Below are 24628 nucleotides of genomic sequence, written 5' to 3'. Positions count from 1 at the left end.
ATTGGAGTCTTCAGCTTCATAGCGTTCAGTTTTTACTTTCTACATAAGCGTGCTTACTGGCAAAAGCTTTCAGAGCCTCACAAGCTTGTTCCCATGCATTGTCGTCCTCATATAAAGCAGATTTTAAATACGCTGATGTCATTTTTTGGGTAATGGCGAGACGATCAGGATCTTCGTCATCCGTTTCTTTTGCATCATAACCAGCAATGCCACCTAACCCGTGTTTACCACCAATTAACGTCAATAAGAAGTCACTGGCTGGAGACATGTGATAGGAATCTGTATGCCAATCTGCGCCACGGGTTGTGAAGTGGGGGCTAAGATCTTGATCACCATACACTACTAAATTCTTTGTGGTCATTGATGAATAATCTGGATTAATTTCAGGGAACCTTTCTCTTGCTGATTCAATTAAATCATCTCCCCCTTTGCCCACTGCCGCTAATAGGACTCCGGCTTTGATACGCTGATCGAATACGCTGCGTATATGTGGTAGCGTCATGCCCATTAACATAGCCGCTGTCATCGCCCCTGCAGAATGCCCCACGATCGCGATGCGTTCCTTATCTAATCGGCCAGAAAGACTGACTATATCGCGCTCAATTTGCGCCAAATTGTCCAAAATGGTTTTCATTTCAATCACTCTTTCATTGAGAAAAAGTGGCGCATCTGGGTGAGTATTGTCGAGACCACCCACTCTTGAGCTTGCATGGGTAGGTTGAATAACGGCAAAACCTTGCTCAGCGTAATAGTTTACCAGCGGGGCGTAACCATCTTTAGAAGGCAGGTACGACGATGGCCCATGTCCATGAGAAAGTAAGATAATTGGAATATTATCGCCACTTACTGGCAGGGTAATACGAAGTTCAAGTGGTGTTTCACGGCCTTCTACCGTTAGGGTAATTGGGCTAATAGACAGGGTAAGTTGTCGATTAGACTCTGGGATATTCTTAGATTCGGTAACGAGATTATTCATAAAAACTCCTTAAGCAATTGAGGTGCTAACTCTACCTAAAGGCGAATGTACAATATATAATGAAAAATCCACATTACATTACCAATAGTATTTAAATGATAGATCCTCTTTCGAGTATTGTGACTCTATTGCAGCCAAAAGCCGCTTTTTCTAAGGTAGTCCACGCCGCAGGCATGTGGCGTATTAGACGCGAAGAAATCGGTAATCCTTTCTATTGTGTCGTGCTAGAGGGAAATTGCGAGTTCACATTAAAAGGCGATGAACCGATTTATCTAACCGCTGGCGATTTTGTCCTTGTTCCAGAAGCTCATGCTTTTACGGTAGCTAGCAGCCATGCTCCAGCACTGGACGAAGCCGATACTGTGCCCATTAAAACGGCTGCTAGCACCTATTTTGTAGGTGAAGCAGAGCAAGAGTTGAATGCGCATTTACTTATTGGCCATTGTCAATTTGAGGCGCCTGATTCAAAAATACTAGTATCGCTTCTTCCGAAACTTGTTCACCTCCGCGAAGCGAAAAGGCTCACCACGCTGGTCGAGCTTGTTATTGAGGAATCTTTGGCGCAACGCCCCGGCCGTGATTCTGTATTGGCTAGATTATTAGAGATTCTGCTGATTGAAGCTTTTAGAACGAAGATGGACACACCAGAAGTTCCTGGTTTGTTAGTCGGTTTAGCCGATGAGCGACTTGCAATAGCAATTCGAAAAATCCATCAAGATGTGAGTAAGGCATGGACGATTGATCAATTAGCCAAAGAAGCCTCATTGTCTCGTTCCAGCTTTTTTCAGCGCTTTAGTAAAGCCGTGGGTTATACACCAATGGAATATGTTATTGCATGGCGTATGGCGATTGCGAAAGACCTCTTAAGACGCCAAACCTTTACTATGGCCACCATTGCAGAAAGGATAGGTTACCAATCTGCCAGTGCGTTTAGCTCTGCTTTTAGCAAACATACAGGACAAGCTCCGTCAAAATTTTTAGTTGAAGACGGTCTTGTTGAGAGAAAGTTACAGGAAGTTTAAACAGAGCAAAACTAGCTTTAGCTACACGCCTACCTAAATTAGCAAATTCAGAAAGCAAAAAAAATCTCGTTTCAAAACATAAACTTGAAACGAGATTTTTACAATTCGAACTATAAAGAGAGCTCTTTTCGAATGATGTCTGCACCCGCTGTTAAGGCATGTAGCTTGCCTCTTGCCACAGCACGAGGCAGCGGCGCCATGCCACAGTTAGTACAAGGATAAAGCTTATCGGCATCGACAAACTGCAGCGCTTTTCGCAGAGTATTAGCCACTTCTTCTGGTGTCTCAATGGCATGGTTTGCCACGTCGATTGCGCCGACCATGACTTTCTTACCGCGAATCAGCTCAAGCAATTCCATTGGTACATGGGAGTTATGACACTCAAGCGAAATAATATCGATGCTGGATTGTTGTAACTTAGGGAAGGCTTCTTCATATTGTCGCCATTCAGACCCAAGCGTCTTTTTCCAATCCGTATTGGCTTTAATGCCGTAGCCATAACAAATATGCACCGCCGTTTCGCATTTAAGACCTTCGATAGCTCTTTCTAAGGTTGCGATGCCCCAATCATTCACATCATCAAAAAACACATTAAACGCGGGCTCATCAAATTGGATGATGTCCACACCAGCCGCTTCTAATTCTTTTGCTTCTTGGTTGAGAATTTTGGCAAACTCCCAAGCAAGCTTTTCGCGGCTTTTATAATGATCATCATAAAGTGTATCAATCATGGTCATTGGGCCTGGCAGCGCCCATTTAATCGGTTGCTTGGTTTGCTGACGCAAAAACTTAGCATCCTCAACAAAAACTGGCTTGATACGACTAACAGGACCAACGACAGTAGGTACGCTCGCGTCATAGCGGTCACGAATTCTTACTGTCTGACGATTCTCAAAATCAACGCCGCTGAGGTGCTCAATAAAAGTGGTAACAAAGTGTTGGCGCGTTTGTTCACCGTCACTGACAATATCAATACCCGCTTGCTGTTGCTCTTGAAGCGAGATGCGCAGTGCATCCTGTTTGCCGTCAACTAATTGATCGCCTTCCAATTTCCAAGGGGACCAAAGGGTTTCTGGCTCTGCAAGCCATGTGGGCTTCGGTAAGCTGCCAGCGGTTGAAGTCGGTAGCAGTGTGTTGTTAGCAACTGTTTTTTCAATATCTGTTTTCATAATAAAGAATGCCGTTTATTAAATATAATGTTAGAAAAATAACCATTAAGGGTCGCGTTTATGCGTAATTAGCAGACCACTGCTCAAGTACCTTTTGATATGGCTTTATGAAATTCTGCTCAGCAAATTTTCCTTGCTCACTCGCCAATTGGCTACGCTCTTCACGGTCATAAATAATTTGCGTTAAAGAGTGGTCGAGGTTTTTTAAGTTAGGTTGATAGCTCTTTCCAGCAACCGCGTTAGCGTTGTAAATTTCTGGTCGGTAGATTTTCTGGAAGGTTTCCATCGTGCTGATGGTGCCAATAAGCTCAAGGTTGGTGTAGTCGTTCAGCAAATCACCCACAAAATAAAAAGCCAATGGCGCAGCGCTGTTTGCAGGCATAAAGTATCGAACCTGTAAGCCCATCTTCTGAAAGTATTGCTCGGTCAAAGAGGTGCCATTTGGTTGATATTCTACCCCCAGAACTGGGTGCTGATTTCCTGTACGCTGGTACGTTTTATTGTCGGAAACACTCAGACAAATAACAGGTGGCTTAGTAAAGTTTTCTTTAAAGCTGTCCGATGTCACAAAACTTTTAAAGAGCTTTCCATGTAACTCACCGAAGTTATCAGGAATACTAAATTCCGCTTGGTCTTTGTTGTGGTTTGGTAGCAAGACGCTGAAGTCATAATCACGCACATAAGAAGAGAAATTGTTTCCTACAATACCTTCGATACGCTGCTCAGTGTGATGATCAAAAATATTCGTCTTCAAGATTTCAATGGTTGGAAAAGACTGGCCTTTTCCTTCGATATCAACATCAACCGAAATGATTTCAAGTTCAACAGAGTAACGATTTCCCTTTGCATTATCCCAATGCGCCAGCGCATTAAAACGGTTGTTAATCATCCTCAATGCGTCACGAAGATTTTCTTGTCGTCTCTCTCCTCTAGCCAAGTTCGCAAAGTTCGTTGTGATGCGTGTATTGTCTGCAGGGCGGTAGTTTTCATCGAAGCAAATACGCTTAATGTTAAAGATAAAATCGTTGCTCATGGTGACCTCGTATCCTATTTTCTGAAGTGAAATAAGGATCTCTTCCTTGTTCTCACTTGCCAGTTTTTGATTATTGGCGATATGTCTAATGACTCTATGAGTACATTTATACGCAACCATAATCATGAATAAAAATGAATTAAACTTAAATATATTGAATATCATTCATCTTAAGAGATGGACGAGCCTCAGGATTGGGAATTTTCAATAACGACTAGGAGGGGAGAATCAAAGACAAGAACGCCCTAAATAGGGCGTTCTATTATCGGGTGCTATTCAACAAGAGAAAACGGAATGACCGGACAATTAAGCACGACATCGGTTCGTTCGATGGTAACCAAACCTTGATCTTCTGCTGTAAAAATCGCTTCTTCAGATGTCAATTCTGTTGCCTTGCTTGGATCTTTCCATACCACGACGTACATCAACCAAAGTGGCGAGTAATGAGTGTCTTGGCTTTCATAACCTAATGGCTCTGGAACCGACGCAAATACGCTCCAAGCTTGCTCTTGATTCGGAAATGCATACACACGCTCTAGCACAGTTTTCACTTGGGGTGGTTTCGGGTAATTCGGCACAGCATCACGTAACCGAGGCGCATAATTGGCATTTTTGGCTTTGGCCACCGCTTGGTCTGATACGTCGGTTGTTATGTAGAGCACCTCTTTGTCATCATGCCAGCCATGTAATAAAGGCAAACTAACACTAGCCTGCCGAGTTTGTTCATCTTGAATAGAATGAGAACTGCAAGAAGCTAATGACAAAACACAGATAATCCCTAAGAAACATTGACGCAACATGCCATTCACTCCAGAGTGTTTTACATAGAAAAAAGTATTGAAAACGATCATTTAGCAACTATTAATAACATCTATACACCTATCTGTACTACTAATAGCCAACGAGACGCGCATGATAGATAAACTTGAAATAAATCATCTTAGAACATTAAGCGCTCTTTATCAGTTCGGCAATATTTCAGCAGCGGCAGAACATTTAAGTGTTTCTCAACAGGCTGTCAGTCTTCAACTTAAAAAAATAAGAAGCATTCTTGGTGATCAACTCTTTGTTAGAACAGGGCATGGAATGATTCCAACACCCTACGCCAAAGAGATAGAGCAACACATCGAAAAAATATTAACCTACATAAATAGCATCCCTCTGGCAAAAGCGTTTTCACCACAGGAAGCAGAAAGAACACTGGTTATCTGTGCAACAGACTACACCCAAGAAGTGATCGTCACCGAGCTCATTAGAGAGCTTAGACAGTACGCTCCTAAAGTAAAAGTGATCGTTACCAATATCGAACACGCCAACCTAACCAAAAAAATCCATCAAGGCTCAATAGATATTGTTTTTACCACCAGCGCCTATGCTCCCGAAGGATTGATTTCAACGCCGTTATTTACCGAAAAATACCTATGCGTAACAGCGAATAAATCCATTGAACGTACTCATGGCCTATCACTAGAACAATTAACCACACACGACTTCGTCATTGTTTCGCCTGGCGTTGGCAGCTTTATAGGCTCTGCTGATACTTGGTTTGAACAACAAGGATTTCCACGTCATGTCGCCGTATCCGCCCCGTCCTTTCATATGGCGAAAGAGACCTTAAAGCAGTCAAACATGGTGGGATTCATCCCTTCGAGGTTACTACCGTGCGATGGACTATTTGAGCTTGCATTGGAGAAATACCCGCCAGGTTATCAAGTCGTAGCTGCCTATCACCCAAACGCAAAACATGACCCATTAATTAGCTGGTTACTGGATAGCACCCAGAAGAAATTTGCTCATTAAAAAGATCTTCGCTTGTATGAGCAACAAGCTTAGCTTTATCGCCAAACGCCCCACTCACCTCTACCCTAGCGTCACTTTAAACACTATGTAGAGGTCATTATGTCCATTAAACGCATTAATCCACTATCCTTATATGATGGTGCAGCAACAGGTATGTCACAAGCCACGGTAGATAACGATACGGGATTGGTTTTTATTTCAGGGCAAGTCGACTGGGACAGCGATTTTCAAACTCATAATCACGACATGAAAACGCAAACTGCCAATGCAGCAAAACACTTAATCACGGTGCTAGAAGAAGCAAATTCCTCAGTCGAAAATATCCTGCAGCTAAGAGTCTATATGCGTGGTGAGGTTGCAGACCATATGGAAGACATCGTCCCTATTATCGCCAGCACACTAGGTACCTCACGCCCTGCATTAACGGGGATTGGCGTTGCCTCTTTGGCTTCCCCAGAGATTTTAATTGAAATTGAAGCCGTGGCTAAGGTGTCAAAATAAACTCGCGCAAAAGACCTTATTGAGATGATAAATAATCTGAAAAGAAACTAATAATAAGCAAGAATATCTTCTGCCTTCATCGGTCGGCTATGAAACCAGCCTTGATGAAGGTGAATTCCTAGCTGGCTAATTTTTTGACTGTCTTTCTCTGTTTCAATGCCTTCCGCAATACAAACAATGCCAAGCTCGTTGGTCAATGTGATGATGGACTTTAAGATAGCGGTATTTTTTGCTTTATCTTCTATAAAGATTTTGTCCGTTTTTACAATATCAAAGTCAAATTCTGAGACATAGGATAAGCTGGAGTATTCCACACCAAAGTCATCAATTGCGAATCTATAGCCTTTTTGCTTTAATTTTTGCATATGATCTTTAATAACGTTCTTTTCTAGCATTAAGTTTTCATCTTCTGTGACTTCAAGAATCAGGCTAGAACATATCTCATTCTCTAGAGTAAGCATTTTTCTAACAAAAAAATCACTTTCCAGATGCAAGCTGGAAATATTCACTTGGAAACTATTGTTAGAAATGAACGCTTTATTGAAGCTCGACTTGATCAGATTAATTTGAAATAAGGTGTACTCAACGCATAAGTCTAAGTTTTTAATTTGGTCAATACTGTCTTTAACATTAACACCGTCTTTGCTTCTTAAAAACACCTCAATAGAGAACAAGCTTTGATCATTCGTATCAATAATAGGTTGATATTCATTGTAATAAACATGATGTTTTATCTTCCCTCGAATGCACCTTCTCTCGAGAAGTATTACTATTCTTGGTGTCACAAGGAAAATACATACTAAAAATAGCAATAGCGTTGTGGGTACAAAATATAAGTTATAGCGTTTGACGGAATCCGTTATAGGAACAACATAAGAAAGGTTATCTATGATATCCGAGTTACGGTATTTATCACCTAGCTCTTTATCATTAATCGATATGACAATGTCTGAACTATTATTTAAAAATCTATCGACACTGCTTTTCTTGATCAATATATTGAATTCAAAATTCTCTGTGGTTTTTTTGATAACAAAAATAGGCATTTCTAACGAATTGATTGTATGAGGCCCTGTTATCAAGAACCCCTCATGTGGAGATGGTTTTCTTACCTCGATTCTTTCGTTTTCGCCCCAAGAGTTACATACCACAACACCATGATCGCCGTCTTTCTGAATGACTCCAAACTCTATTGACCCGGGGATGTTAAAAAGCTCTTTACGCATTTGTAAAACAAAACTGCGTGGGCAATTATCTGTATAACCAACGGATATGAAAGCAATAAAATTCGCTACTTCTTTAAAATAACCTTCCATTTCGGAAAAATATAGCTGCTGTATCTTCTCTTTGGACTCTAATTCTCGTTGTTGATGCCACTTACTTTCTATGAAGTATAGAGAGCTGGTCAAAATAACTACCAAAGAGAAATTAATAATGACGGTTATTAACATCCTTGATTTTGTAGACATGTAACTTCCAATATCTCTTGTTTGTATAGCCTCATTTATAACAAGTTACTAAAGAAAAAATACATAACATTTGTAACCTAAATAAGTCATCTACATTACATAAAACCTAACCAACCTTAACTTACTGAAATATAAGACATTATAAATTTCTAAAAAAAGACAACCAAAGACAAATAATTACAATTTGCTACATAGAATCATTTTCGTCTTTTAACTTTGCATACTTATAAACCGTATTGCGGCTCACTCCAGCGGTTTTGGCAGTTTGCGAGACATTGCCTTTGAATTCATTTAACAGCCTAGGTATCAAGTCTTCTAACGGTTCATCTTGTTCACTGGCCGCCTTTGATGATGTTGAATCATCAACTTGCCCCATGGCATCGAGGTCATCAAAGAAATCATCAGGTAAATGCCATTCTTCTAGCTCTTCCTCATCGGCCATTGCCATGCCGACTTTTAATACATGAGCGAGTTGGCGCATGTTTCCCGGCCATGGATGCGTCACCAGTAAGTCCAACATAGCTTGCGACAAAGCTGGGCCTGGTTCTTCTTTGCGTAAACGCTCATGAAGGTATTTGATCAATGCCGCTTTGTCAGTGCGCTCACGCAAAGCGGGTAGCTCTATGTTCAAACCTGAAATTCGATAGTATAAATCTTGGCGAAAACGCCCTTCTTTCACTTCTTCTTTTAAGATGCGATTGGTGGCGGAAATCAGTTTAATGTCCACCGGAAAGGCTTCGGTAGAACCCAATGGCGTGACCACTCTTTCTTGCAAAACTCGCAATAAACGCGACTGCACTGCCATGGGCATTTCACCAATTTCATCAAGAAATAATGTGCCGTGATGGGCGCGACGAATCAGACCAATGGAGCCTCGATTTTGCGCACCAGTAAAAGCGCCTTTTTCATAACCAAAAAGTTCAGACTCCACCAATTCAGCAGGAATAGCCGCGCAATTTACCGCCACCAACATCTCTTTGGCGCGGGAGCTGTGATAATGCAAACTGCGTACAAATATCTCTTTACCAGCACCCGTTTCACCATGAATCAAGATAGGAATATCTTTTTCCATAATCTTATGAGCTTGGCGCACTAAACGCTCGACTCGATCGTCGCCATGTTGTAATTCAGCCAATGGAATGACGTTATCTGGAATCGCTTTAGACGACAGTATTTCCGGCTTCTTCACCTTTTCAACGGGTGGATTTTTTTCATTCATAACAATAGCTTCTGGCTGTGATGGTGCAACATAATCTGCTCGCTGACGAAAGTCTGGTATGCGCATGATTTGCTGTACGGGAGGAATCACTTTAACGTAAAACTGATAACGCCCCATGGCAATCAACTTCATCGGCAAACTAAAAGGATGATGTTTGATCTCACGCATTTCGATATCAAATATTTGATTAATGTTGAGCAAAGCCAAGTCCTGCGCGAGAACCACTTCCGCACGACGGTTAGCAGAGACAATCGTACCGTTTTCATCCAGCACCAAAATACCAGACCAATGACTGTCCAAACTGACCACATTGGTATTAAAACTGAGAATAAAATGCTCTTGCTGGAAGGCGGAAAAGATCAGGCGATTCTCCACACTCAACGACATAAGTTTGACCATGCCAAAAGTATGATCTTGAGGCAGATACGCGTCTGAGGAGATGTCCAACACACCAACCAAATCGTTTTTGGTGTTGTAGATAGGCGATGCCGAGCCAACCATAAAACGATTAGCACGTAAGAAGTGTTCATCTCGACCCACTTGAATCGCTTCGCCAGTAATCAGAGCGGTACCAATCGCATTGGTGCCAACGCCCATTTCGGTCCATTGGTTCCCGCCTACCAAACCATGCTGTGCAGCACTGCCAAAACGCGGTTGCCCCCAAGTGTTCAATACATGACCTTGGCGGTCCGCTAAAACGATCATACAAGCTGAATTGCTCAGAATATTTTCGTAATACGGCAACACTTCGTTTTCTGTGGTTTCGAGCAAGCTACGATGCTGATCTATCAGATCTGTTAACGAACCTTTTGGCAAGGTCGCGAAATCGGGTCGACTGCTGTGATCCAAGCCAAATTGCTCGCAACGATACCAAGACGCTTGAATTCGCTCCTTGTGAGTTTGCGTCAAATTCGTTTCCGATCCAGAGTCTATGGAGGCAGATGCGGCGGCACTTTGTTGTTGTTTTTGTTCTTCTTCGTCTTGCATTTCCTACTCCAACACCTCAAGGAGATCCCTCGGAGTGTGCATGAAATGTTCACTGTGATTGGCAGACTGTAAACACTTTGAACACTCGTGAACAGTCCTTTTTCGAAAGTGAAAGCCACCAAACCCAACCAAAAATCACAATAAAACCAATATTTTTCAATGATTTATACCTGACCAAAAGTATAGAAAAATTTTTGGCACGGCTTTTGTAAGTACTTACAACATACAGACAAAATTACTGTGCGTTCATTTTTGAGCCTTGCGAAAGACACAAGATGTTCACACAAGAAAACAATAACAACAAAAAAGGTACTTACAATGTCTCTGACGCTGCAGAATGTATCGCGCGTTGTTGAAGGCGAGACGTGGATCGATGATGTAAATTTATCTCTCGAACCCGGCTCTTTCAACGTTCTACTTGGGCGCACTCTGTCCGGTAAAACGACGCTAATGCGCCTCATGGCAGGTCTTGATCGACCTACCAAAGGAAAAATCCTCATGAATGGAGTGGACGTAACAGGTGTGCCTGTTCGCGAACGCAACATCTCCATGGTGTATCAACAGTTCATCAATTATCCCAACCTCACGGTTTACGAAAACATCGCGTCGCCACTTCGCTTGGCAAAGATGGATGAAAAAGAAGTCGACCGCCGTGTACGTGAAACCGCAGAAATGCTTCGCATCGATCCTTTCCTTGATCGTTTGCCACTGCAACTTTCTGGTGGCCAGCAACAGCGTACCGCCATGGCGAGAGCCTTGGTGAAAGACTCGCAAATTATCTTGTTCGATGAACCTCTGGTTAACCTCGATTACAAATTACGCGAAGAGCTACGTCAAGAATTACGCGCCTTGTTCAAAGCCCGTAACTGCATCGCCATTTACGCCACAACCGAACCTAACGAAGCCTTGGCTCTGGGTGGTAACACCGCTGTTTTAAACGAAGGTCGTTTGCTGCAAATGGGGCCAACTGCCGAGGTTTATCACCAGCCAAAAGACATTATCACTGCAGAGATGTTCTCTGAACCACCAATTAACGTGGTTCCTGGTCGCGTCAGCGAAGAAGAAGTCACTTTCGACGACACTGTCCATTTCCGTTTAAACAGCGATTTGCGCCGCCTAACTCCTGGTGAATATCAATTTGGTGTGCGCGCTTCGCACATAGGTTTGGTGCCGCACTCTGACGATGATTTAGAGTTGCCTGTCCGAGTTGATTTGGCGGAAATCAGTGGATCAGAAACCTTCCTGCATGTTCACAACCCGCATTTTGATTTAGTACTGCATTTATCTGGGGTTCACGCTTACCAAGTGGATCAAGAAATTAAAGTCTATTTCCCGACGCACAAGCTGTACGCCTTTGACGCTCAAGGCAAGATGGTGCATTCCCCAGCACGAATGAGGGATCAATAATCATGGCTTCTATTACCTTAAATGCCTTAGCGCATACTTATACCGATAATCCAACCAAGCCAGAAGACTACGCCATCCGCGAAATGTCTCACGTTTGGGAACAAGGCGGTGCCTTTGCCCTACTTGGCCCATCTGGCTGCGGTAAATCCACACTACTGAATATTATTTCGGGCCTGCTAAAACCTTCTAACGGGGAGGTTTTATTTGACGGCAAACGCGTTAACGAATTAAAACCCGAAGAACGCAATATCGCGCAGGTTTTCCAATTCCCAGTGGTGTACGACACCATGACAGTGTTTGATAACTTGGCCTTTCCGCTACGCAATATTGGCGTACCAGAATACAAGGTGAAGTCGAAAGTCTACGAAGTTGCCGAGATTCTTGAACTGTCTGACCAGCTAAAGCGCAAAGCCAAAGGTTTGTCAGCGGATCAAAAACAAAAAGTCTCCATGGGACGTGGCTTAGTACGTGACGATGTATCAGCAATTTTGTTTGATGAGCCTCTTACCGTTATCGATCCACAGCTGAAATGGAAATTACGTCGTAAGCTCAAGCAGATCCATGAACAGTTCAACATCACCATGGTGTATGTGACACACGACCAATTAGAAGCCTCCACCTTCGCCGATAAAATTGCTGTGATGTACAACGGGCAAATTGTCCAGTTCGGCACACCACGGGAATTATTCGAAACCCCAGCGCACACGTTTGTTGGCTACTTTATCGGCAGTCCAGGCATGAACTTTTTTGAAGCCGAACTGAAAACTAACAATGAAGAAAAAGCGGCGCTGATGTTTGGAGAGCATGAAATATCCGTTAGCGATGCCATGCTAACGCGCTTAAGCGCCATGGGAGCCAGCAAGGTCACCTTAGGGATTCGCCCTGAGTTTGTCCATGTATGGGAAGGTAAAAATGACGACGCCTTTTCTGTCAACGTGGATTACGTGGAAGACCTTGGTACCTACAAGATTCTGTCTTTCATGTTCCATGGGCAAGTAATGAAGGCGCGCTTGAGCGAAGACCAAAAGGTCCCTTCAGGGCAAATCTATGTGAGCTTTCCGGAACAATGGACCAAGGTCTATGTGGACGAATATTTGGTAGATGTAGACGGTCAAGCAGACACAGCTCAGCAGAATAAGGAGACCGACCATGCAAACTAAAGTCGAGAACAACAAGGCATGGTTCCTTGTTATGCCCGTTTTCCTCATCGTTGCCTTCTCAGCCATCATTCCGTTGATGACGGTGGTGAACTATTCGGTACAGGATATTTTTGACCCTTATACGCGCTACTTTGTCGGCACTGAGTGGTTCAAACAAGTGATGCTAGACAGCCGCTTACATGAAGCCCTGCTGCGTCAATTTATCTACTCATTCACCATTCTTATCATTGAAGTACCACTGGGTATTTGTGTTGCCTTAATGATGCCAACCAAAGGTCGCGGCGCCTCTTTGGCTTTGATTTTGGTGGCGATTCCCCTGCTGATTCCATGGAACGTAGTAGGCACAATTTGGCAAATCTTCGGCCGTGCCGACATAGGTTTGTTCGGTGCCTTTATGAGTAGTATCGGTGTCGATTACAACTACGCGTCTGATCCTACTGATGCTTGGTTAACCGTAGTTTTGATGGACGTTTGGCATTGGACGCCATTGGTTGCCTTGTTGTGCTATTCAGGTCTACGAGCGATTCCTGAAGTCTATTATCAAGCGGCGCGTATCGACCAAGCGTCTCGCTGGGCAGTATTCCGTTATATCCAGCTGCCTAAGCTTACTAACGTACTGATTATTGGTGTGTTATTGCGCTTTATGGATTCTTTCATGATTTACACCGAGCCTTTTGTACTAACAGGCGGTGGTCCAGGAAGCTCTACGACTTTCTTGAGTCAGTCCTTGGTACAGCAAGCCATCGGCCAGTTTGATCTTGGCCCTGCGGCGGCGTTCTCACTGGTGTACTTCTTAATCATCTTGCTCGTGTGTTGGGTGTTCTACACCACCATCATGAACATGCAAAAAGACAAGTAGGAGCGGATCATGACGCAATTAAAAACATCAATGACGCGCCACAATACAGGTACAAAAGAGCAAGCTCCGGTGTATAGCCGAGCTGAGCGCAAAACCCGCAACGCACACCTTCGTGGTCGCTTTGGTTTGGTGCTGTATTTGGTTCTGTTATTACTGCCAATCTATTGGCTAATCAACATGTCATTTAAAACCAATACGGAAATTCTTAGCGGGTTATCTTTCGTCCCAGCGGATTTCACTTTGGCGAACTACGCCAAGATATTTGGCGACCCAACCTGGTACATGGGTTACGTAAACTCAATCTTTTACGTGTCCATGAACATGGTCATCAGCTTACTAGTTGCCTTGCCTGCTGCTTATGCCTTTAGCCGCTATAAGTTCATTGGCGATAAGCACATGTTTTTCTGGTTGCTATCTAATCGTATGGCACCACCCGCGGTTTTCTTACTGCCTTTCTTCCAACTGTATTCGTCAGTGGGGTTGTTCGACACCCATATCGCCGTGGCGCTAGCACACTGTATTTTCACTGTGCCATTAGCTGTTTGGATACTGGAAGGTTTTATGAGTGGCGTGCCGCGTGAGATTGATGAAACAGCATACATAGATGGCTACTCGTTTCCGAAATTCTTCGTGCGTATCTTCATTCCCTTGATTCGCTCAGGTATCGGTGTGACGGCCTTCTTCTGCTTCATGTTCTCTTGGGTAGAACTATTGCTAGCGCGAACATTAACGTCAGTCGAAGCAAAACCTATTGCCGCCATTATGACAAGAACGGTGTCTGCTTCAGGGATGGATTGGGGGCTGCTCGCGGCCGCAGGTGTACTGACAATTATTCCGGGAATGCTGGTCATTTACTTCGTTCGTAACCATGTGGCGAAGGGCTTTGCCCTTGGTCGAGTGTAAGGAGAATTATTATGGCTTGGATGTCTTGGACATTACCTACTGCCCTGTTTTTTATCGGCATTGCTGTGCTCTTGGTCGGTATGACCACATGGCAACTGATCTCACCTTGCGTAGAGCGTCGTGGCTTTTTACCACTAGCCACCACACGCGGTGATCGCTTATTCATTGGCCTGCTTAGCAGTGCTTTTATCCACCTTGCATTCGTTGCGTTAACGGATGTGAACATCGCGGTGGCCACCGTCCTATGTGCATTTTGGATGCTTATCCTAATGCGCTGGGGCTAGTCAGCGTCCTTATCAGTAATAAAGGATGGAATTTTTGGCACGGAAGCCAAACCTAAAAACCTAAAAGAAAAACCAAACTTAGTTGAGGTAAAACATGCACTACAATAAGAAAAAAATTGCACTCGCCGCCTTACCCTTTGCTGTCATGATGCATTCAGCCACCTTATGGGCTGACGCATACTCAGATGCTGCAGAAAAATGGGTAGATACCGAATTCACCGTTTCTACACTAAGCAAGCAACAACAGCTTGACGAAATGCATTGGTTCACCGAAGCCGCAAAAAAATTCCGCGGTATGGAAATCAACGTCGCGTCTGAAACGTTAACAACGCACAAATATGAGTCTCAAGTGTTGGCGAAAGCCTTCACTGAAATCACTGGTATCAAGGTCAACCATGACTTGATTCAAGAAGGTGATGTCGTTGAAAAACTGCAAACACAAATGCAATCTGGTCGTAACATCTATGATGCTTACGTGAATGATTCCGACTTGATCGGTACCCATTTCCGCTACGGAAAAGTGGTACCTATCTCTGACATGATGCAAGGCGATGGTAAGGATTTCACATTACCAACCTTAGATCTTGCCGATTTCATCGGTTTGGATTTCACCACAGGGCCGGATGGCAAACTTTACCAATTACCAACGCAGCAATTTGCTAACCTTTATTGGTTCCGTGCTGACTGGTTTGCTCGTCCAGACCTAAAAGCCAAATTCAAATCCATTTACGGTTACGAGCTAGGTGTGCCAGTTAACTGGTCTGCTTATGAAGACATCGCAGAGTTCTTCACTGACAAAGTGAAAAACATCGATGGTGAGCGCGTTTACGGCCACATGGATTACGGTAAAAAAGACCCTTCTCTAGGCTGGCGTTTCACTGATGCTTGGTTCTCTATGGCGGGTGCTGGCGATAAGGGTACACCTAATGGTTTACCTGTCGATGAATGGGGTATTCGTATTAAAGATGCCTGCTCACCAGTAGGCTCCAGCGTTTCTCGTGGTGGTGCAACAAACGGCCCAGCTGCGGTTTACGCAACAACCAAATACGTCGAATGGTTGCGTAAGTACGCGCCACCAGAAGCTCAAGGCATGACCTTCTCTGAATCTGGCCCAGTGCCAGCGCAAGGTGGCGTAGCTCAGCAAATTTTCTGGTACACCGCGTTTACCGCTGACATGACGACGAAAGGTCTTCCTGTTGTAAACGAAGATGGTACGCCAAAATGGCGCATGGCTCCTTCTCCGGTTGGGCCATACTGGGAAGAAGGCATGAAGAAAGGTTATCAAGACGTTGGTGCTTGGACTTTCATGAACTCGACACCAGACGATCGTCGCCTAGCGGCTTGGATGTATGCTCAGTTCACAACGTCCAAAACAGTCTCTTTGAAGAAAACCTTAGTCGGTCTAACGCCTATTCGTGAGTCGGATATCAACTCTCCTGAAATGGCCGCAGCAGCGCCTAAATTGGGTGGTTTGGTTGAGTTCTACAAAGGGCCAGCTCGTAAAGAGTGGTCGCCAACTGGGATCAACGTGCCAGATTACCCTAAGCTGGCTCAGCTTTGGTGGCAGTACATTTCTCAAGCAGCAAGCGGAGAAGCAACACCACAAGAAGCACTTAACGGCCTAGCGGCAGCACAAGATAAAGTCATGGAGCGTCTAGAACGCGCTAATGTACAGCCTATCTGTGGACCGAAAATGAACAAGCCGCGTGATGAAGCGTACTGGTTGGCTCAACCTGGCGCACCAAAACCGAAGTTGGCTAATGAGAAACCAAAAGGTGTTACGGTTTCTTATGACGACCTACTTCGTTCTTGGGAATAATATCTCGTCATTATCTCTGAACGTTTGACCGGCTTAGGCCGGTCTTTTTTTGGTGGGTAAATAGAAAGGTGATTGCCTTTGAAGTATTAAAAGTGCGGGGGGAAACAACAGAGTAAAAATAGCAGCGTCAGTGTGTCATTGGCTCGTCGTCCGACATCAAGGCTTTTAGCTCATCCTGCAAACTTTCGATTTTTTCGGCCAATATGTGCTGCTGTGAAGGCGGTATTTGCGCAATATCCTGAAGCGACACTTTTTCCAAATTTTCGAGCAAGCTAACCAAATGTTGTATGCGGTCATCTTTTCTGTTCATGCGGGTTCTCTCCGTAGATTGCATGGTAGTTACTTAACCATAGACAACTTTAGGAAATTACTCTGTCATAAATAAGAAAAGTTATGTAAAAAATTGAAGTATTTACAGAAAATCGTACGGATAATAATCATTCTCGGAGCCCAAAAAGAAACCACCAGCAGCTAACAAGCACCTTTTTTCGCTTGTCCCGGAGGGCAGAATGCCCCTGCTTTGCCACTCTCTCTGTGAGCATCATCGTTTTTCGCCTCAATATCTATGCCAGCAAATTTCCCGCCCACTCGATTTATCTCGCAACCGGTTAACGACACAAAACTAACTGCAATAATAAGTAAAGTGGCTCTCATTTTTATCTCCTCATTTTACGAATGAGCGAGCATACCAAAGTGCCTCTCTCCTAGCTTAGGGACTTACAATTACTCAACTCAAATTTTCACTATACAAAGGTAGCTGACCTTTCCTTTTCAAAACAATCATCTATCGATCCAATCGTTAATGACTTTATTGCAGGAAACACTCTGACTCATATAGGCAGAAAATGAGAAGCAAACACAGGATGAAGAATATCTATTAAGCCTTTAGGCAGTAGCGAAATCATGACTTCATCAACAAAAGCATATTTTTGAGACAAGTTTTTTCAGACTATAGCCTTCTTTAAAGAAACCCCAATGGTATTATTGATCGTAGACAAAAATCACTGAGACGCTAACGCTGAATGGGAAACTAATTCGATGACAGTATCTAAACAGGAAGACTTCCAAAACAAGGGTGTCCTTAAGCTTTCCAATGTCATCGATGTTGAAAAGGTTGCCGATGTACAAACCCATCTTTGGCAGGAAGTTGACCGCAAGTTTGGCATTCATATCGACGAACCTAACACATGGTTTTCCAATGCCAATAACCCTGTCGGAGACGCTCGTGCAAAACGGCTGAATGGTGTGGGATCGATTATGCGAGACTTAAAAGCCTCGGGGAAACTCGATGATATTGAGCGTGCGATCCAACTGGTTATCGATCAAGTATTTGGCGCTGACACTTGGCGCCCGTTAGATCTTTGGTATTCTTTATTGAGCTTTCCTGGCTCAGAGTCGGTTTGGAATGTGCCTCATAAATCTTGGCACTGCGATGAACCCTGTGTGGTGGGAGACGCCGAGCCTTGGAGTTTATTTGTCTTTGTGTTGCTCGATAATGTCACGACAGATATGGGGGCGACAACCGTCATTTCAGGGTCTCATCGACGTGCGGAACGTCTGGCTAAAACACTCGGGACATCAAATAATGAGGCATTAATAAACGCCTTTGAATCAGTAAATAGCGGACTGTTTGATAATCCGAACGACGTCACGCTATTGCCGATGGATCAGGTGTTAGACCCTCTTATTCAAGAAGATCCTTGGTTCCAAGAGCTGGTTCAAGAAGGCTCCCCTGATCAACGAATCCAACGATTCATAAAAGAAGGCAGTTCGCTGCACAACATCGAACAAAAGGTTGTCACATTGACCGGTATCGCAGGCGATATCATCGTATTTGATCCGCGCTGTCTTCATACCTTTTCCGCGAATGTGTCTAATCTTCCGAGACAAGTATTACGACTCGATTTTAGACGCCAATTATAATCTACCTTCCAAGGCTTTCATGACCACAATGACGCGCAACGACGAACAGACAGATCAACCAGATGAGACATTGAACAATGCGAGAAAGGCGTTTGAAATCAGTTTGTCTAACTTCACCACGGATCACACGGAAGTCATCAGCCACATGCAGGAAATTGTTGAAATTTTACTTAAGCAGAAGCAGTTTGCTGAAGCGTTAAAAGAAATCGAGCAATTAAAGACACTGGCAACGTCGAATAAGAAGATAAAAATTGCCATGTTGGAAATGAAAGGTCGTATCAAACAGGTTGGCGCTAGATCTGGTTTTCGATCTAGAGCCACCAAAAAATATAAGACAAGAAAACCTAAGAACGCTTAAGGAAGGTACGAATAAGTCTACTAAGCCTCAGTCTTTCAGAGAAACCGTCAAATAAGGCGCGACTCTGAAGGAATGTAGGTACCTTTCAAAGAGTCGCAACGACATGTGACGTTTTCTCTGAAAGACCCGCAGGGCATGGCCTAAAAGCCTGTATTCTTTGTTGAACACCTCGCAAATAGAACCACTATTCACATTCGGCACTCGCCTCGAACAACAGGCTTTTATCCACATGCTGAGGCAAGAGGACTTGCTCGCACCTTCCTTAATCAAAGCGGAAGCTAGACGCTGTCCAACCGCCAAATATTCCTTCATCGTGGTAAACACAAGTTGCTTTCGCATTTTCAGCTGCACCAAGGGCAACCATAAGAGGAATCAAATGATCTTCTCTTGGATGGCAAAGTCGAGCGTATGGGGCTTTGTCCCACTCCACTATGCTTGCACTGCGCTCGGCTGGTTCAGATTCTAATAAGGTTTCTTGTAGCCAAGCATCAAACTCAGTAGAGGGTTTAATGGCTTGCGGCCCCCTTAATCCAAGGTTATGAAAGCTCAAACCACTGCCGACAATTAAAACGCCTTCTTCACGCAAGGGAGCTAAGGCACGGCCTAGCGCCATATGTTCTTCTGGATTTAGGTTCGATTTAAGTGACAGCTGGACCATAGGCATGTCTGCTTCTGGATACATCACGGCCATTGGTGCGAACGCACCGTGATCGAAACCTTTTTTATCATCCAGATCCACTGGAAAGCCTGCGCCTTTAATAAGTTCAGCGACGCGATTGGCCACCCCTGGCGAGCAAGGGGCTTGGTATTTCACCTCATAAGTATGCGCGGGAAAACCGTAATAGTCGTATTCCATTCCAGGCGCTGGGTTAGACTGCACACCAAAGGTGTTGCGTTCCCAATGACCAGAGATCATCAAAATCGCTTTTGGCTTTTCAGGCAATTCTTGTGTCATTCGAACCAAAGACGCTTCAAGGTTGGAAAACATGGCGCGCATGTCAGCGATATAAGGCCAAGGGCCGCCGCCGTGAGAAATAAAATAAGTGGGTAACATAATCATTCACCTCTAAAACTGGAGTCGTTAGCCAACTTGCAAAACACTAAATTGGCTTTAATTAATGCGATCAGTTTAGGCTTGTGACATGGCTTGATCAATATACATCCGGTTAACCTATCATTTCACTTTGATTAATAATAAAAGCAGAAAATGGCATTTGATTTCATTTAGATCAAGAAAAACAAACACCTCATGCCATAAATCATGACGGTGTTTGTTTGTAAGCTCGTCACTTATTATGAGGCGTTATTGGCTTTTTCAGGAGTATAGACACGCAAACGATGACCATCGGGATCAAGCGCAGTAAAGGTCGTACCAAAATCCAACTCAGTTGGGTCTTGAATGATGTCGACACCCAGCTCTCGCCATTTGATGTAGTTAATCTGCAAAGTAATCAGGTTATCAAGAGTTAATGCCACTTCCATACTGCCGGAGGGAACATCATTGGCTTTTGGTAATACGTCTTCTCGCGCCCATAAGCCAAACTTGGCTCCCGTTTCCGAGACAAACAAGGCAAAGCCTTCAGTTAACTCCACAGGTTCGCGGTCAAACAAAGGACGGTAAAAATCCACACTGCGCTGAACATTATCCACATATAAGATGGTGAAATTTGAAAGATCCATACTGATAATCCTATTCGCTGTTTATATTTCACGTTAAAAGTTTAGTACTTCTCATCAGGCTTTGACCCGATAAAGTGAGAATAAACAAGCAGAGTGTCAGATCTTGTCAGTAGTCAAAGCTAGCTTTAAAGCAAAATGCCTCGATCAGCCAAAAACTGCTCTAAGTTCTTATTGATAAAATGGCCTTTTACGATACGTATAAATGTCCAAATTGAAGTCAATAGCAATAAAACAATAAACCAAAGGTGAAAATCTGGCAGATAGAACTGCATCAGGATTTGAATAATAATCCCGCAAAAACTAAGCCACTCAAAAATCATCAACCTAGATACAAAGTACATATCTCTAGAGCGGCTCTTCAAGATTTCAAAAGACCCAGTCCAACTATGAATGGCTATTACCGTGTTTTTATACTTCAACTCAGCTGAGTAGCCAGATCGCTTGAACTCGTTTGCAAGATTGATTATGTCCATAACCTATTCCCTTCCTTGGTTAGTTACTATTTATTTGTCCAATAAATCATCACTTTTACTGGGTTGATCCAATGTCGCTCTCCATTGTTTTAGCAATACATGACGAGGTGTTGCATAACGAGTATTGATTAGTTCACTCGATAAGATTCTATCGGTTCGAAAGTTTCGAATCTCTTGTCTCAACTCACACCAAGCAACCAACACACGCACTTCGTCGAAATAGCCTAAAGCAAATGGCCAGATACGGCGCTGAGAGTGTTTGCCTTTTAAATCTCGATAATCAATGGAAAGAATCTTTTCATCTCGAATCGCTTGGCGAACTTCGGCCATATTCACCGTATCTGTGGTCGTCTCTTTACTCGGGCCGATCAACAAAGTCGTATCGTCGAGCATGTCTTTTAACTCCATAGGCAATACCGCTGCAATTTTGTTTAAGGCATTTTGTGCGCCATTGCTTAGTTGGTTGTCAGTGCGTTGCGCCACCCAACGAGCACCAAGAACCAAAGCTTCTATTTCTTCCTCGGTGAACATTAATGGCGGCAGCAGAAAGCCAGGCTTGAGTACGTAACCCACGCCCGCTTCGCCTTGGATATTTGCCCCCTGCTCTTGCAGCGTTGCAATATCTCGATACAGGGTTCGCACACTCACCTCCAGCTTGTCAGCTAAGGTTTGGCCAGATACCGGATATCGATGACTCCGCAGTAAAGCAATGAGAGCAAGCAAACGTTGAGAACGAACCACGTTTTTACTCTCCGCTAGAGGTTTTTTGGTTCAGCGGATAATCTGCAAAGCCCACCGCTAACTTGTCCAATGTCACATCCCGAAAACGCTCTAACAATAACGCTTCGGCTTCAATCAATACGTCACTAATCGCTTGGTTAACGGCTATTTCGATGGGGCACGAGGTATGTTCGTCCGACAGCCCTATGGTGAAGACAGAGCTTTCACCAAGCGCATTATGAATGTCTAGCAAGGTGATATCAGACAAGGCGACGGCCAATGACCAACCGCCACCATGACCTTTCACCGAGGTGACATAGCCTTTGTCTCGTAAACCCGCCATGGTGCGACGCACGACAACCGGGTTGGTATTAAGCATTGTAGCGATCTTTTCTGACGTCGCTGGTGCATCTAACTGATCCATGTGAATCAGTACGTGCAGCATACGGGATAAACGGCTGTCTTTTCTCATCAGGTCTCTCATAGCAAATAGCAATGTCTACATTCTACCCCAGATTATCAAATAACATTAAAAGTATCGTAAGTTGACTTTTCTTTATCATGTAACTTATGATGTTTCTTAATATCAATCTACTTACACAGAAACAAGGAACAAACAATGCAACTCGACGTTATCGTAATTGGTGGAAGCTTTGCTGGGCTTTCCGCCGCCATGCAGCTCGTAAGAGGACAAAGAACCGTCACTGTCATCGACGCAGGCGAACCTAGAAATCGTTTCGCGGATGAATCTCATGGATTTTTCGGCTTGGATGGCGTATCGCCTGTTGCCATTCAGCAAGAGGCTTATCGCCAGTTACTAAAATACCCAACCGCCAGTATTGTGAAAAGCAAAGCGACAAGCGTCGAAAAGCTCGCTGAAGGGTTCAGCGTTAGGCTCGCAGATAAAAGCATATTGACCAGTAAGAAGCTCATTTTGGCGACGGGATTAAAAGATGAGATTCCAGACATCCCAGGTCTAACAGAACGCTGGGGGGCAACCGTCATTCACTGCCCCTATTGCCACGGCTATGAAGTTCGCAACCAGCAACTTGGTGTTCTTGCCACCAGCCCAATATCCATTCATCAAGCAGGGATGATCCCTGACTGGGGCCCAACTACTTATTTTACTCAGGGCCTGTACGAACCAGACGAAGAACAGCGAGAATTTTTACTGAAACGAGGTGTCACCATTGAAAGTACTCCTATATTAGAAGTATTAGGACGAGCACCGGAGATTTCCTCTGTCTACCTTGCTGACGGCAGGACAATTCGTCTTGCGGCACTCTTTGTTGCCCCCAAGACTCATATGACAAGCCCATTTGCAGAACAGTTAGGCTGTGAGTTTGAAGAAGGCCCTCTTGGTCTTGTGATCAAAACCAATGCCATGAAACAAACGTCAGTAGAAGGTGTCTTTGCGGCTGGCGATGCAGCCAGCCCAATGCACAATGCCACCTTAGCCTCGGCAGCTGGTGTAATGGCCGGCGGTGGCGCTCATCAGTCATTAATGCACGATTAACGTGTTCTTGTCTTTACATGAGGTATCAACACACGCCTGATACTTCATTCTCGATTTGAAAATCTCGTGTAATGAATATCTCCTTTTCTACGCTTTTAAACGCTCATTGACCTCTTTATCCGTGTTAAAAACGCCTGTTAAGTAAACACCGAGTCATGATTACGCAATAGCGCGTGACACACAGGCTATTAGTAAATCAATTGTCAATTAGTAACAATTGATAAACACGCTATAATAATCAAAGAACAACTAACATAGCTATTTATCAGGAGATAAAAAATGTCTTTTACCATCGCAAAACGCACGCTTCTCAGCAGTATTATTGCAGCGTCTTCAATATCAACAATGGCACTTGCACAACAAGAAGAAGGCTTTACCCTAACGCCAAGCATCGGATATTACAACTTCGACAATGAGAGAGGCATAAAAAACGACAAAGCCTACTCATTAGGGTTGGGTTATCAATTCAATAACCCATGGGCAGTAGAGTTTGTATATCTAAATGCCGATTCGAAACAATCAGGTAGTGACGTCGATGTTGATCAATACCGTTTAGATGGCCTCTATCATTTGCCAACCATTAACAGCACTAACCTTACACCTTACTTAGCCGCTGGCGTTGGCACCGCAGATTTTAGCAACGATTCTGGACATGATAATATTCATGTTAACGCAGGTGGCGGTTTAAAATACGCAGTCAATGATACGGTTTCACTAAGAGCAGATTTCCGCTTAGTCGATGACATCGAAGATCATCAACTTGATAACGTTACATCTCTTGGCGTACAAATGACCTTTGGTGGCCCATCTAAAAGCTCAACTACTAATGACAATGTCTACGCTAAAGCTGAACCCGTTGCTGTTGAGCCAGAACCAATAGAACAAGTTCAACCTGTAGAAGAAACACCTCAGCAGCCAGAAGTCGTTGCACCAGAGAAAATTAATATTCAATTTGGCCTTAACAATAGTACTGTTGAACAGAAGTTTTATCCCAAAATAGAAGAAATTGCATCCTTTCTTAAAGACAACCCAGAAAGCACTGTTGTAATCGAGGGCCACGCTGATGATACTGGCGCAGCAAGCTACAATCAGACCCTATCTGAAAAACGCGCAAAAGCGATTTCAGATATACTTGTAAGAACCTTTGAAATATCAGAACTGCGCATTGATGCCATTGGCTACGGTGAAGAAAGACCTTTTGTTGAAAATGATACTGAAGCACATCGAGCAGAGAACCGTCGTGCCGTCGCTATCATCTCAACCAGCGAAGCTTGATTAGCTAAATTACGTTCTCCAAAATGCCCTTAGGCTATGAAAACGCCCGATATTTTTATATCGGGCGTTTTTGTT

At 43.8% G+C, this 24628-nt stretch carries 26 protein-coding genes; 13 read left to right on the top strand and 13 right to left on the bottom strand.

Features of this window, described 5'->3' with window-relative positions; translation table 11 throughout:
- Nucleotides 1-25: 25 nt before the first annotated feature.
- Nucleotides 26-976, bottom strand: a complete 951-nt coding sequence (locus KDW99_RS01865) for an alpha/beta hydrolase family protein (protein WP_255827636.1) — start codon at nucleotides 974-976, stop codon at nucleotides 26-28.
- Nucleotides 977-1071: 95 nt separating this feature from the next.
- Between KDW99_RS01865 and KDW99_RS01860 the strand changes: the two genes are divergently transcribed.
- Nucleotides 1072-1998 (top strand): AraC family transcriptional regulator, encoded by a 927-nt coding sequence (locus KDW99_RS01860; RefSeq protein WP_100186139.1) that lies wholly within the window; start codon nucleotides 1072-1074, stop codon nucleotides 1996-1998.
- Between the two features lie 110 nt (nucleotides 1999-2108).
- On the opposite strand, the gene KDW99_RS01855 is transcribed toward KDW99_RS01860, so the two are convergent.
- From KDW99_RS01855 to KDW99_RS01845, 3 genes are all read right to left on the bottom strand, one after another.
- Nucleotides 2109-3167 (bottom strand): methionine synthase, encoded by a 1059-nt coding sequence (locus KDW99_RS01855; RefSeq protein ID WP_255827635.1) that lies wholly within the window; start codon nucleotides 3165-3167, stop codon nucleotides 2109-2111.
- Nucleotides 3168-3225: 58 nt separating this feature from the next.
- Nucleotides 3226-4200: a DUF1852 domain-containing protein gene (locus KDW99_RS01850; protein WP_255827634.1), complete on the bottom strand. Its 975-nt coding sequence runs from the start codon at nucleotides 4198-4200 to the stop codon at nucleotides 3226-3228.
- Nucleotides 4201-4472: 272 nt separating this feature from the next.
- On the bottom strand, nucleotides 4473-5000 hold the full coding sequence (locus KDW99_RS01845) for a DUF7482 domain-containing protein (RefSeq protein WP_205113214.1): 528 nt from the start codon (nucleotides 4998-5000) through the stop codon (nucleotides 4473-4475).
- Between the two features lie 112 nt (nucleotides 5001-5112).
- Here KDW99_RS01845 and KDW99_RS01840 point away from each other — a divergent pair, with 112 nt between their 5' ends.
- Entirely contained in the window at nucleotides 5113-6000 is an 888-nt protein-coding gene (locus tag KDW99_RS01840) for a LysR family transcriptional regulator (protein WP_255827633.1), read from the top strand.
- Nucleotides 6001-6099: 99 nt separating this feature from the next.
- Nucleotides 6100-6501, top strand: a complete 402-nt coding sequence (locus KDW99_RS01835; protein WP_255827632.1) for a RidA family protein — start codon at nucleotides 6100-6102, stop codon at nucleotides 6499-6501.
- 47 nt (nucleotides 6502-6548) lie between these two features.
- Here KDW99_RS01835 and KDW99_RS01830 read toward each other — a convergent pair whose 3' ends face one another.
- Nucleotides 6549-7970 carry an EAL domain-containing protein gene (locus KDW99_RS01830; RefSeq protein ID WP_255827631.1) on the bottom strand — a complete coding sequence of 474 codons (1422 nt, stop codon included), beginning with the start codon at nucleotides 7968-7970 and terminating at the stop codon, nucleotides 6549-6551.
- 187 nt (nucleotides 7971-8157) lie between these two features.
- Nucleotides 8158-10176, bottom strand: coding sequence for a sigma-54-dependent Fis family transcriptional regulator (locus KDW99_RS01825; protein ID WP_255827630.1), 2019 nt, complete (start codon nucleotides 10174-10176; stop codon nucleotides 8158-8160).
- Between the two features lie 318 nt (nucleotides 10177-10494).
- Between KDW99_RS01825 and KDW99_RS01820 the strand changes: the two genes are divergently transcribed.
- From KDW99_RS01820 to KDW99_RS01795, 6 genes are all read left to right on the top strand, one after another.
- Nucleotides 10495-11583: an ABC transporter ATP-binding protein gene (locus tag KDW99_RS01820; protein WP_114413324.1), complete on the top strand. Its 1089-nt coding sequence runs from the start codon at nucleotides 10495-10497 to the stop codon at nucleotides 11581-11583.
- A 2-nt stretch (nucleotides 11584-11585) separates the two neighbouring features.
- Complete coding sequence (locus tag KDW99_RS01815; RefSeq protein ID WP_255827629.1) at nucleotides 11586-12743, top strand: ABC transporter ATP-binding protein; 1158 nt, start codon at nucleotides 11586-11588, stop codon at nucleotides 12741-12743.
- A complete protein-coding gene (locus KDW99_RS01810) occupies nucleotides 12733-13602 on the top strand; it encodes a carbohydrate ABC transporter permease (protein ID WP_110574667.1) in 870 nt (289 codons plus the stop codon). Before KDW99_RS01815 ends, KDW99_RS01810 begins: the two co-directional genes overlap by 11 nt.
- Nucleotides 13603-13632: 30 nt before the next feature.
- On the top strand, nucleotides 13633-14505 hold the full coding sequence (locus tag KDW99_RS01805) for a carbohydrate ABC transporter permease (RefSeq protein ID WP_441902244.1): 873 nt from the start codon (nucleotides 13633-13635) through the stop codon (nucleotides 14503-14505).
- A gap of 11 nt (nucleotides 14506-14516) precedes the next feature.
- On the top strand, nucleotides 14517-14789 hold the full coding sequence (locus KDW99_RS01800; protein ID WP_255827627.1) for a DUF2160 domain-containing protein: 273 nt from the start codon (nucleotides 14517-14519) through the stop codon (nucleotides 14787-14789).
- Between the two features lie 94 nt (nucleotides 14790-14883).
- On the top strand, nucleotides 14884-16608 hold the full coding sequence (locus KDW99_RS01795) for an ABC transporter substrate-binding protein (protein WP_255827626.1): 1725 nt from the start codon (nucleotides 14884-14886) through the stop codon (nucleotides 16606-16608).
- A gap of 127 nt (nucleotides 16609-16735) precedes the next feature.
- On the opposite strand, the gene KDW99_RS01790 is transcribed toward KDW99_RS01795, so the two are convergent.
- The gene (locus KDW99_RS01790) at nucleotides 16736-16918 is read right to left on the bottom strand and encodes a hypothetical protein (RefSeq protein WP_255827625.1); all 183 of its coding nucleotides are present in this window, start codon (nucleotides 16916-16918) and stop codon (nucleotides 16736-16738) included.
- 161 nt (nucleotides 16919-17079) lie between these two features.
- Entirely contained in the window at nucleotides 17080-17262 is a 183-nt protein-coding gene (locus KDW99_RS01785; RefSeq protein ID WP_255827624.1) for a hypothetical protein, read from the bottom strand.
- Between the two features lie 384 nt (nucleotides 17263-17646).
- Between KDW99_RS01785 and KDW99_RS01780 the strand changes: the two genes are divergently transcribed.
- Together KDW99_RS01780 and KDW99_RS01775 are read left to right on the top strand one after the other, a co-directional pair.
- Nucleotides 17647-18531 carry a phytanoyl-CoA dioxygenase family protein gene (locus KDW99_RS01780; RefSeq protein WP_255827623.1) on the top strand — a complete coding sequence of 295 codons (885 nt, stop codon included), beginning with the start codon at nucleotides 17647-17649 and terminating at the stop codon, nucleotides 18529-18531.
- 19 nt (nucleotides 18532-18550) lie between these two features.
- Nucleotides 18551-18889, top strand: a complete 339-nt coding sequence (locus tag KDW99_RS01775; protein WP_255827622.1) for a hypothetical protein — start codon at nucleotides 18551-18553, stop codon at nucleotides 18887-18889.
- Between the two features lie 262 nt (nucleotides 18890-19151).
- On the opposite strand, the gene KDW99_RS01770 is transcribed toward KDW99_RS01775, so the two are convergent.
- From KDW99_RS01770 to KDW99_RS01750, 5 genes are all read right to left on the bottom strand, one after another.
- Nucleotides 19152-19943, bottom strand: a complete 792-nt coding sequence (locus KDW99_RS01770; RefSeq protein ID WP_255827621.1) for a DODA-type extradiol aromatic ring-opening family dioxygenase — start codon at nucleotides 19941-19943, stop codon at nucleotides 19152-19154.
- A 239-nt stretch (nucleotides 19944-20182) separates the two neighbouring features.
- Nucleotides 20183-20569, bottom strand: coding sequence for a VOC family protein (locus tag KDW99_RS01765; RefSeq protein WP_255827620.1), 387 nt, complete (start codon nucleotides 20567-20569; stop codon nucleotides 20183-20185).
- A gap of 125 nt (nucleotides 20570-20694) precedes the next feature.
- Complete coding sequence (locus KDW99_RS01760; protein WP_255827619.1) at nucleotides 20695-21042, bottom strand: hypothetical protein; 348 nt, start codon at nucleotides 21040-21042, stop codon at nucleotides 20695-20697.
- A gap of 30 nt (nucleotides 21043-21072) precedes the next feature.
- Entirely contained in the window at nucleotides 21073-21783 is a 711-nt protein-coding gene (locus KDW99_RS01755; RefSeq protein WP_255827618.1) for a helix-turn-helix transcriptional regulator, read from the bottom strand.
- A 4-nt stretch (nucleotides 21784-21787) separates the two neighbouring features.
- Entirely contained in the window at nucleotides 21788-22234 is a 447-nt protein-coding gene (locus tag KDW99_RS01750) for an Rrf2 family transcriptional regulator (RefSeq protein WP_255827617.1), read from the bottom strand.
- A gap of 147 nt (nucleotides 22235-22381) precedes the next feature.
- Between KDW99_RS01750 and KDW99_RS01745 the strand changes: the two genes are divergently transcribed.
- Both KDW99_RS01745 and KDW99_RS01740 read left to right on the top strand, forming a co-directional pair.
- Complete coding sequence (locus KDW99_RS01745; RefSeq protein WP_255827616.1) at nucleotides 22382-23278, top strand: NAD(P)/FAD-dependent oxidoreductase; 897 nt, start codon at nucleotides 22382-22384, stop codon at nucleotides 23276-23278.
- Between the two features lie 279 nt (nucleotides 23279-23557).
- Nucleotides 23558-24553, top strand: a complete 996-nt coding sequence (locus KDW99_RS01740) for an OmpA family protein (protein ID WP_255827615.1) — start codon at nucleotides 23558-23560, stop codon at nucleotides 24551-24553.
- The last annotated feature ends 75 nt before the right edge of the window (nucleotides 24554-24628 follow it).

It is taken from the genome of Marinomonas rhizomae (assembly GCF_024397855.1).
Classification (GTDB): Bacteria; Pseudomonadota; Gammaproteobacteria; order Pseudomonadales; family Marinomonadaceae; genus Marinomonas; species Marinomonas rhizomae_A.
The sequence above is the reverse complement of the archived record's forward strand: the minus strand, read 5'-3'. Positions and strand labels throughout refer to the sequence as shown.

Coding starts and splice junctions, on each gene's coding strand:
- KDW99_RS01795 (WP_255827626.1), top strand. CDS start 14,884: ATGCACTACAATAAGAAAAAAATTGCACTCGCCGCCTTACCCTTTGCT.
- KDW99_RS01740 (WP_255827615.1), top strand. CDS start 23,558: ATGTCTTTTACCATCGCAAAACGCACGCTTCTCAGCAGTATTATTGCA.
- KDW99_RS01845 (WP_205113214.1), bottom strand. CDS start 5,000: ATGTTGCGTCAATGTTTCTTAGGGATTATCTGTGTTTTGTCATTAGCT.
- KDW99_RS01780 (WP_255827623.1), top strand. CDS start 17,647: ATGACAGTATCTAAACAGGAAGACTTCCAAAACAAGGGTGTCCTTAAG.
- KDW99_RS01765 (WP_255827620.1), bottom strand. CDS start 20,569: ATGGATCTTTCAAATTTCACCATCTTATATGTGGATAATGTTCAGCGC.
- KDW99_RS01815 (WP_255827629.1), top strand. CDS start 11,586: ATGGCTTCTATTACCTTAAATGCCTTAGCGCATACTTATACCGATAAT.
- KDW99_RS01770 (WP_255827621.1), bottom strand. CDS start 19,943: ATGTTACCCACTTATTTTATTTCTCACGGCGGCGGCCCTTGGCCTTAT.
- KDW99_RS01790 (WP_255827625.1), bottom strand. CDS start 16,918: ATGAACAGAAAAGATGACCGCATACAACATTTGGTTAGCTTGCTCGAA.
- KDW99_RS01830 (WP_255827631.1), bottom strand. CDS start 7,970: ATGTCTACAAAATCAAGGATGTTAATAACCGTCATTATTAATTTCTCT.
- KDW99_RS01820 (WP_114413324.1), top strand. CDS start 10,495: ATGTCTCTGACGCTGCAGAATGTATCGCGCGTTGTTGAAGGCGAGACG.
- KDW99_RS01775 (WP_255827622.1), top strand. CDS start 18,551: ATGACCACAATGACGCGCAACGACGAACAGACAGATCAACCAGATGAG.
- KDW99_RS01800 (WP_255827627.1), top strand. CDS start 14,517: ATGGCTTGGATGTCTTGGACATTACCTACTGCCCTGTTTTTTATCGGC.
- KDW99_RS01805 (WP_441902244.1), top strand. CDS start 13,633: ATGACGCGCCACAATACAGGTACAAAAGAGCAAGCTCCGGTGTATAGC.
- KDW99_RS01760 (WP_255827619.1), bottom strand. CDS start 21,042: ATGGACATAATCAATCTTGCAAACGAGTTCAAGCGATCTGGCTACTCA.
- KDW99_RS01840 (WP_255827633.1), top strand. CDS start 5,113: ATGATAGATAAACTTGAAATAAATCATCTTAGAACATTAAGCGCTCTT.
- KDW99_RS01810 (WP_110574667.1), top strand. CDS start 12,733: ATGCAAACTAAAGTCGAGAACAACAAGGCATGGTTCCTTGTTATGCCC.
- KDW99_RS01785 (WP_255827624.1), bottom strand. CDS start 17,262: ATGAGAGCCACTTTACTTATTATTGCAGTTAGTTTTGTGTCGTTAACC.
- KDW99_RS01835 (WP_255827632.1), top strand. CDS start 6,100: ATGTCCATTAAACGCATTAATCCACTATCCTTATATGATGGTGCAGCA.
- KDW99_RS01850 (WP_255827634.1), bottom strand. CDS start 4,200: ATGAGCAACGATTTTATCTTTAACATTAAGCGTATTTGCTTCGATGAA.
- KDW99_RS01745 (WP_255827616.1), top strand. CDS start 22,382: ATGCAACTCGACGTTATCGTAATTGGTGGAAGCTTTGCTGGGCTTTCC.
- KDW99_RS01825 (WP_255827630.1), bottom strand. CDS start 10,176: ATGCAAGACGAAGAAGAACAAAAACAACAACAAAGTGCCGCCGCATCT.
- KDW99_RS01865 (WP_255827636.1), bottom strand. CDS start 976: ATGAATAATCTCGTTACCGAATCTAAGAATATCCCAGAGTCTAATCGA.
- KDW99_RS01750 (WP_255827617.1), bottom strand. CDS start 22,234: ATGAGAAAAGACAGCCGTTTATCCCGTATGCTGCACGTACTGATTCAC.
- KDW99_RS01860 (WP_100186139.1), top strand. CDS start 1,072: ATGATAGATCCTCTTTCGAGTATTGTGACTCTATTGCAGCCAAAAGCC.
- KDW99_RS01855 (WP_255827635.1), bottom strand. CDS start 3,167: ATGAAAACAGATATTGAAAAAACAGTTGCTAACAACACACTGCTACCG.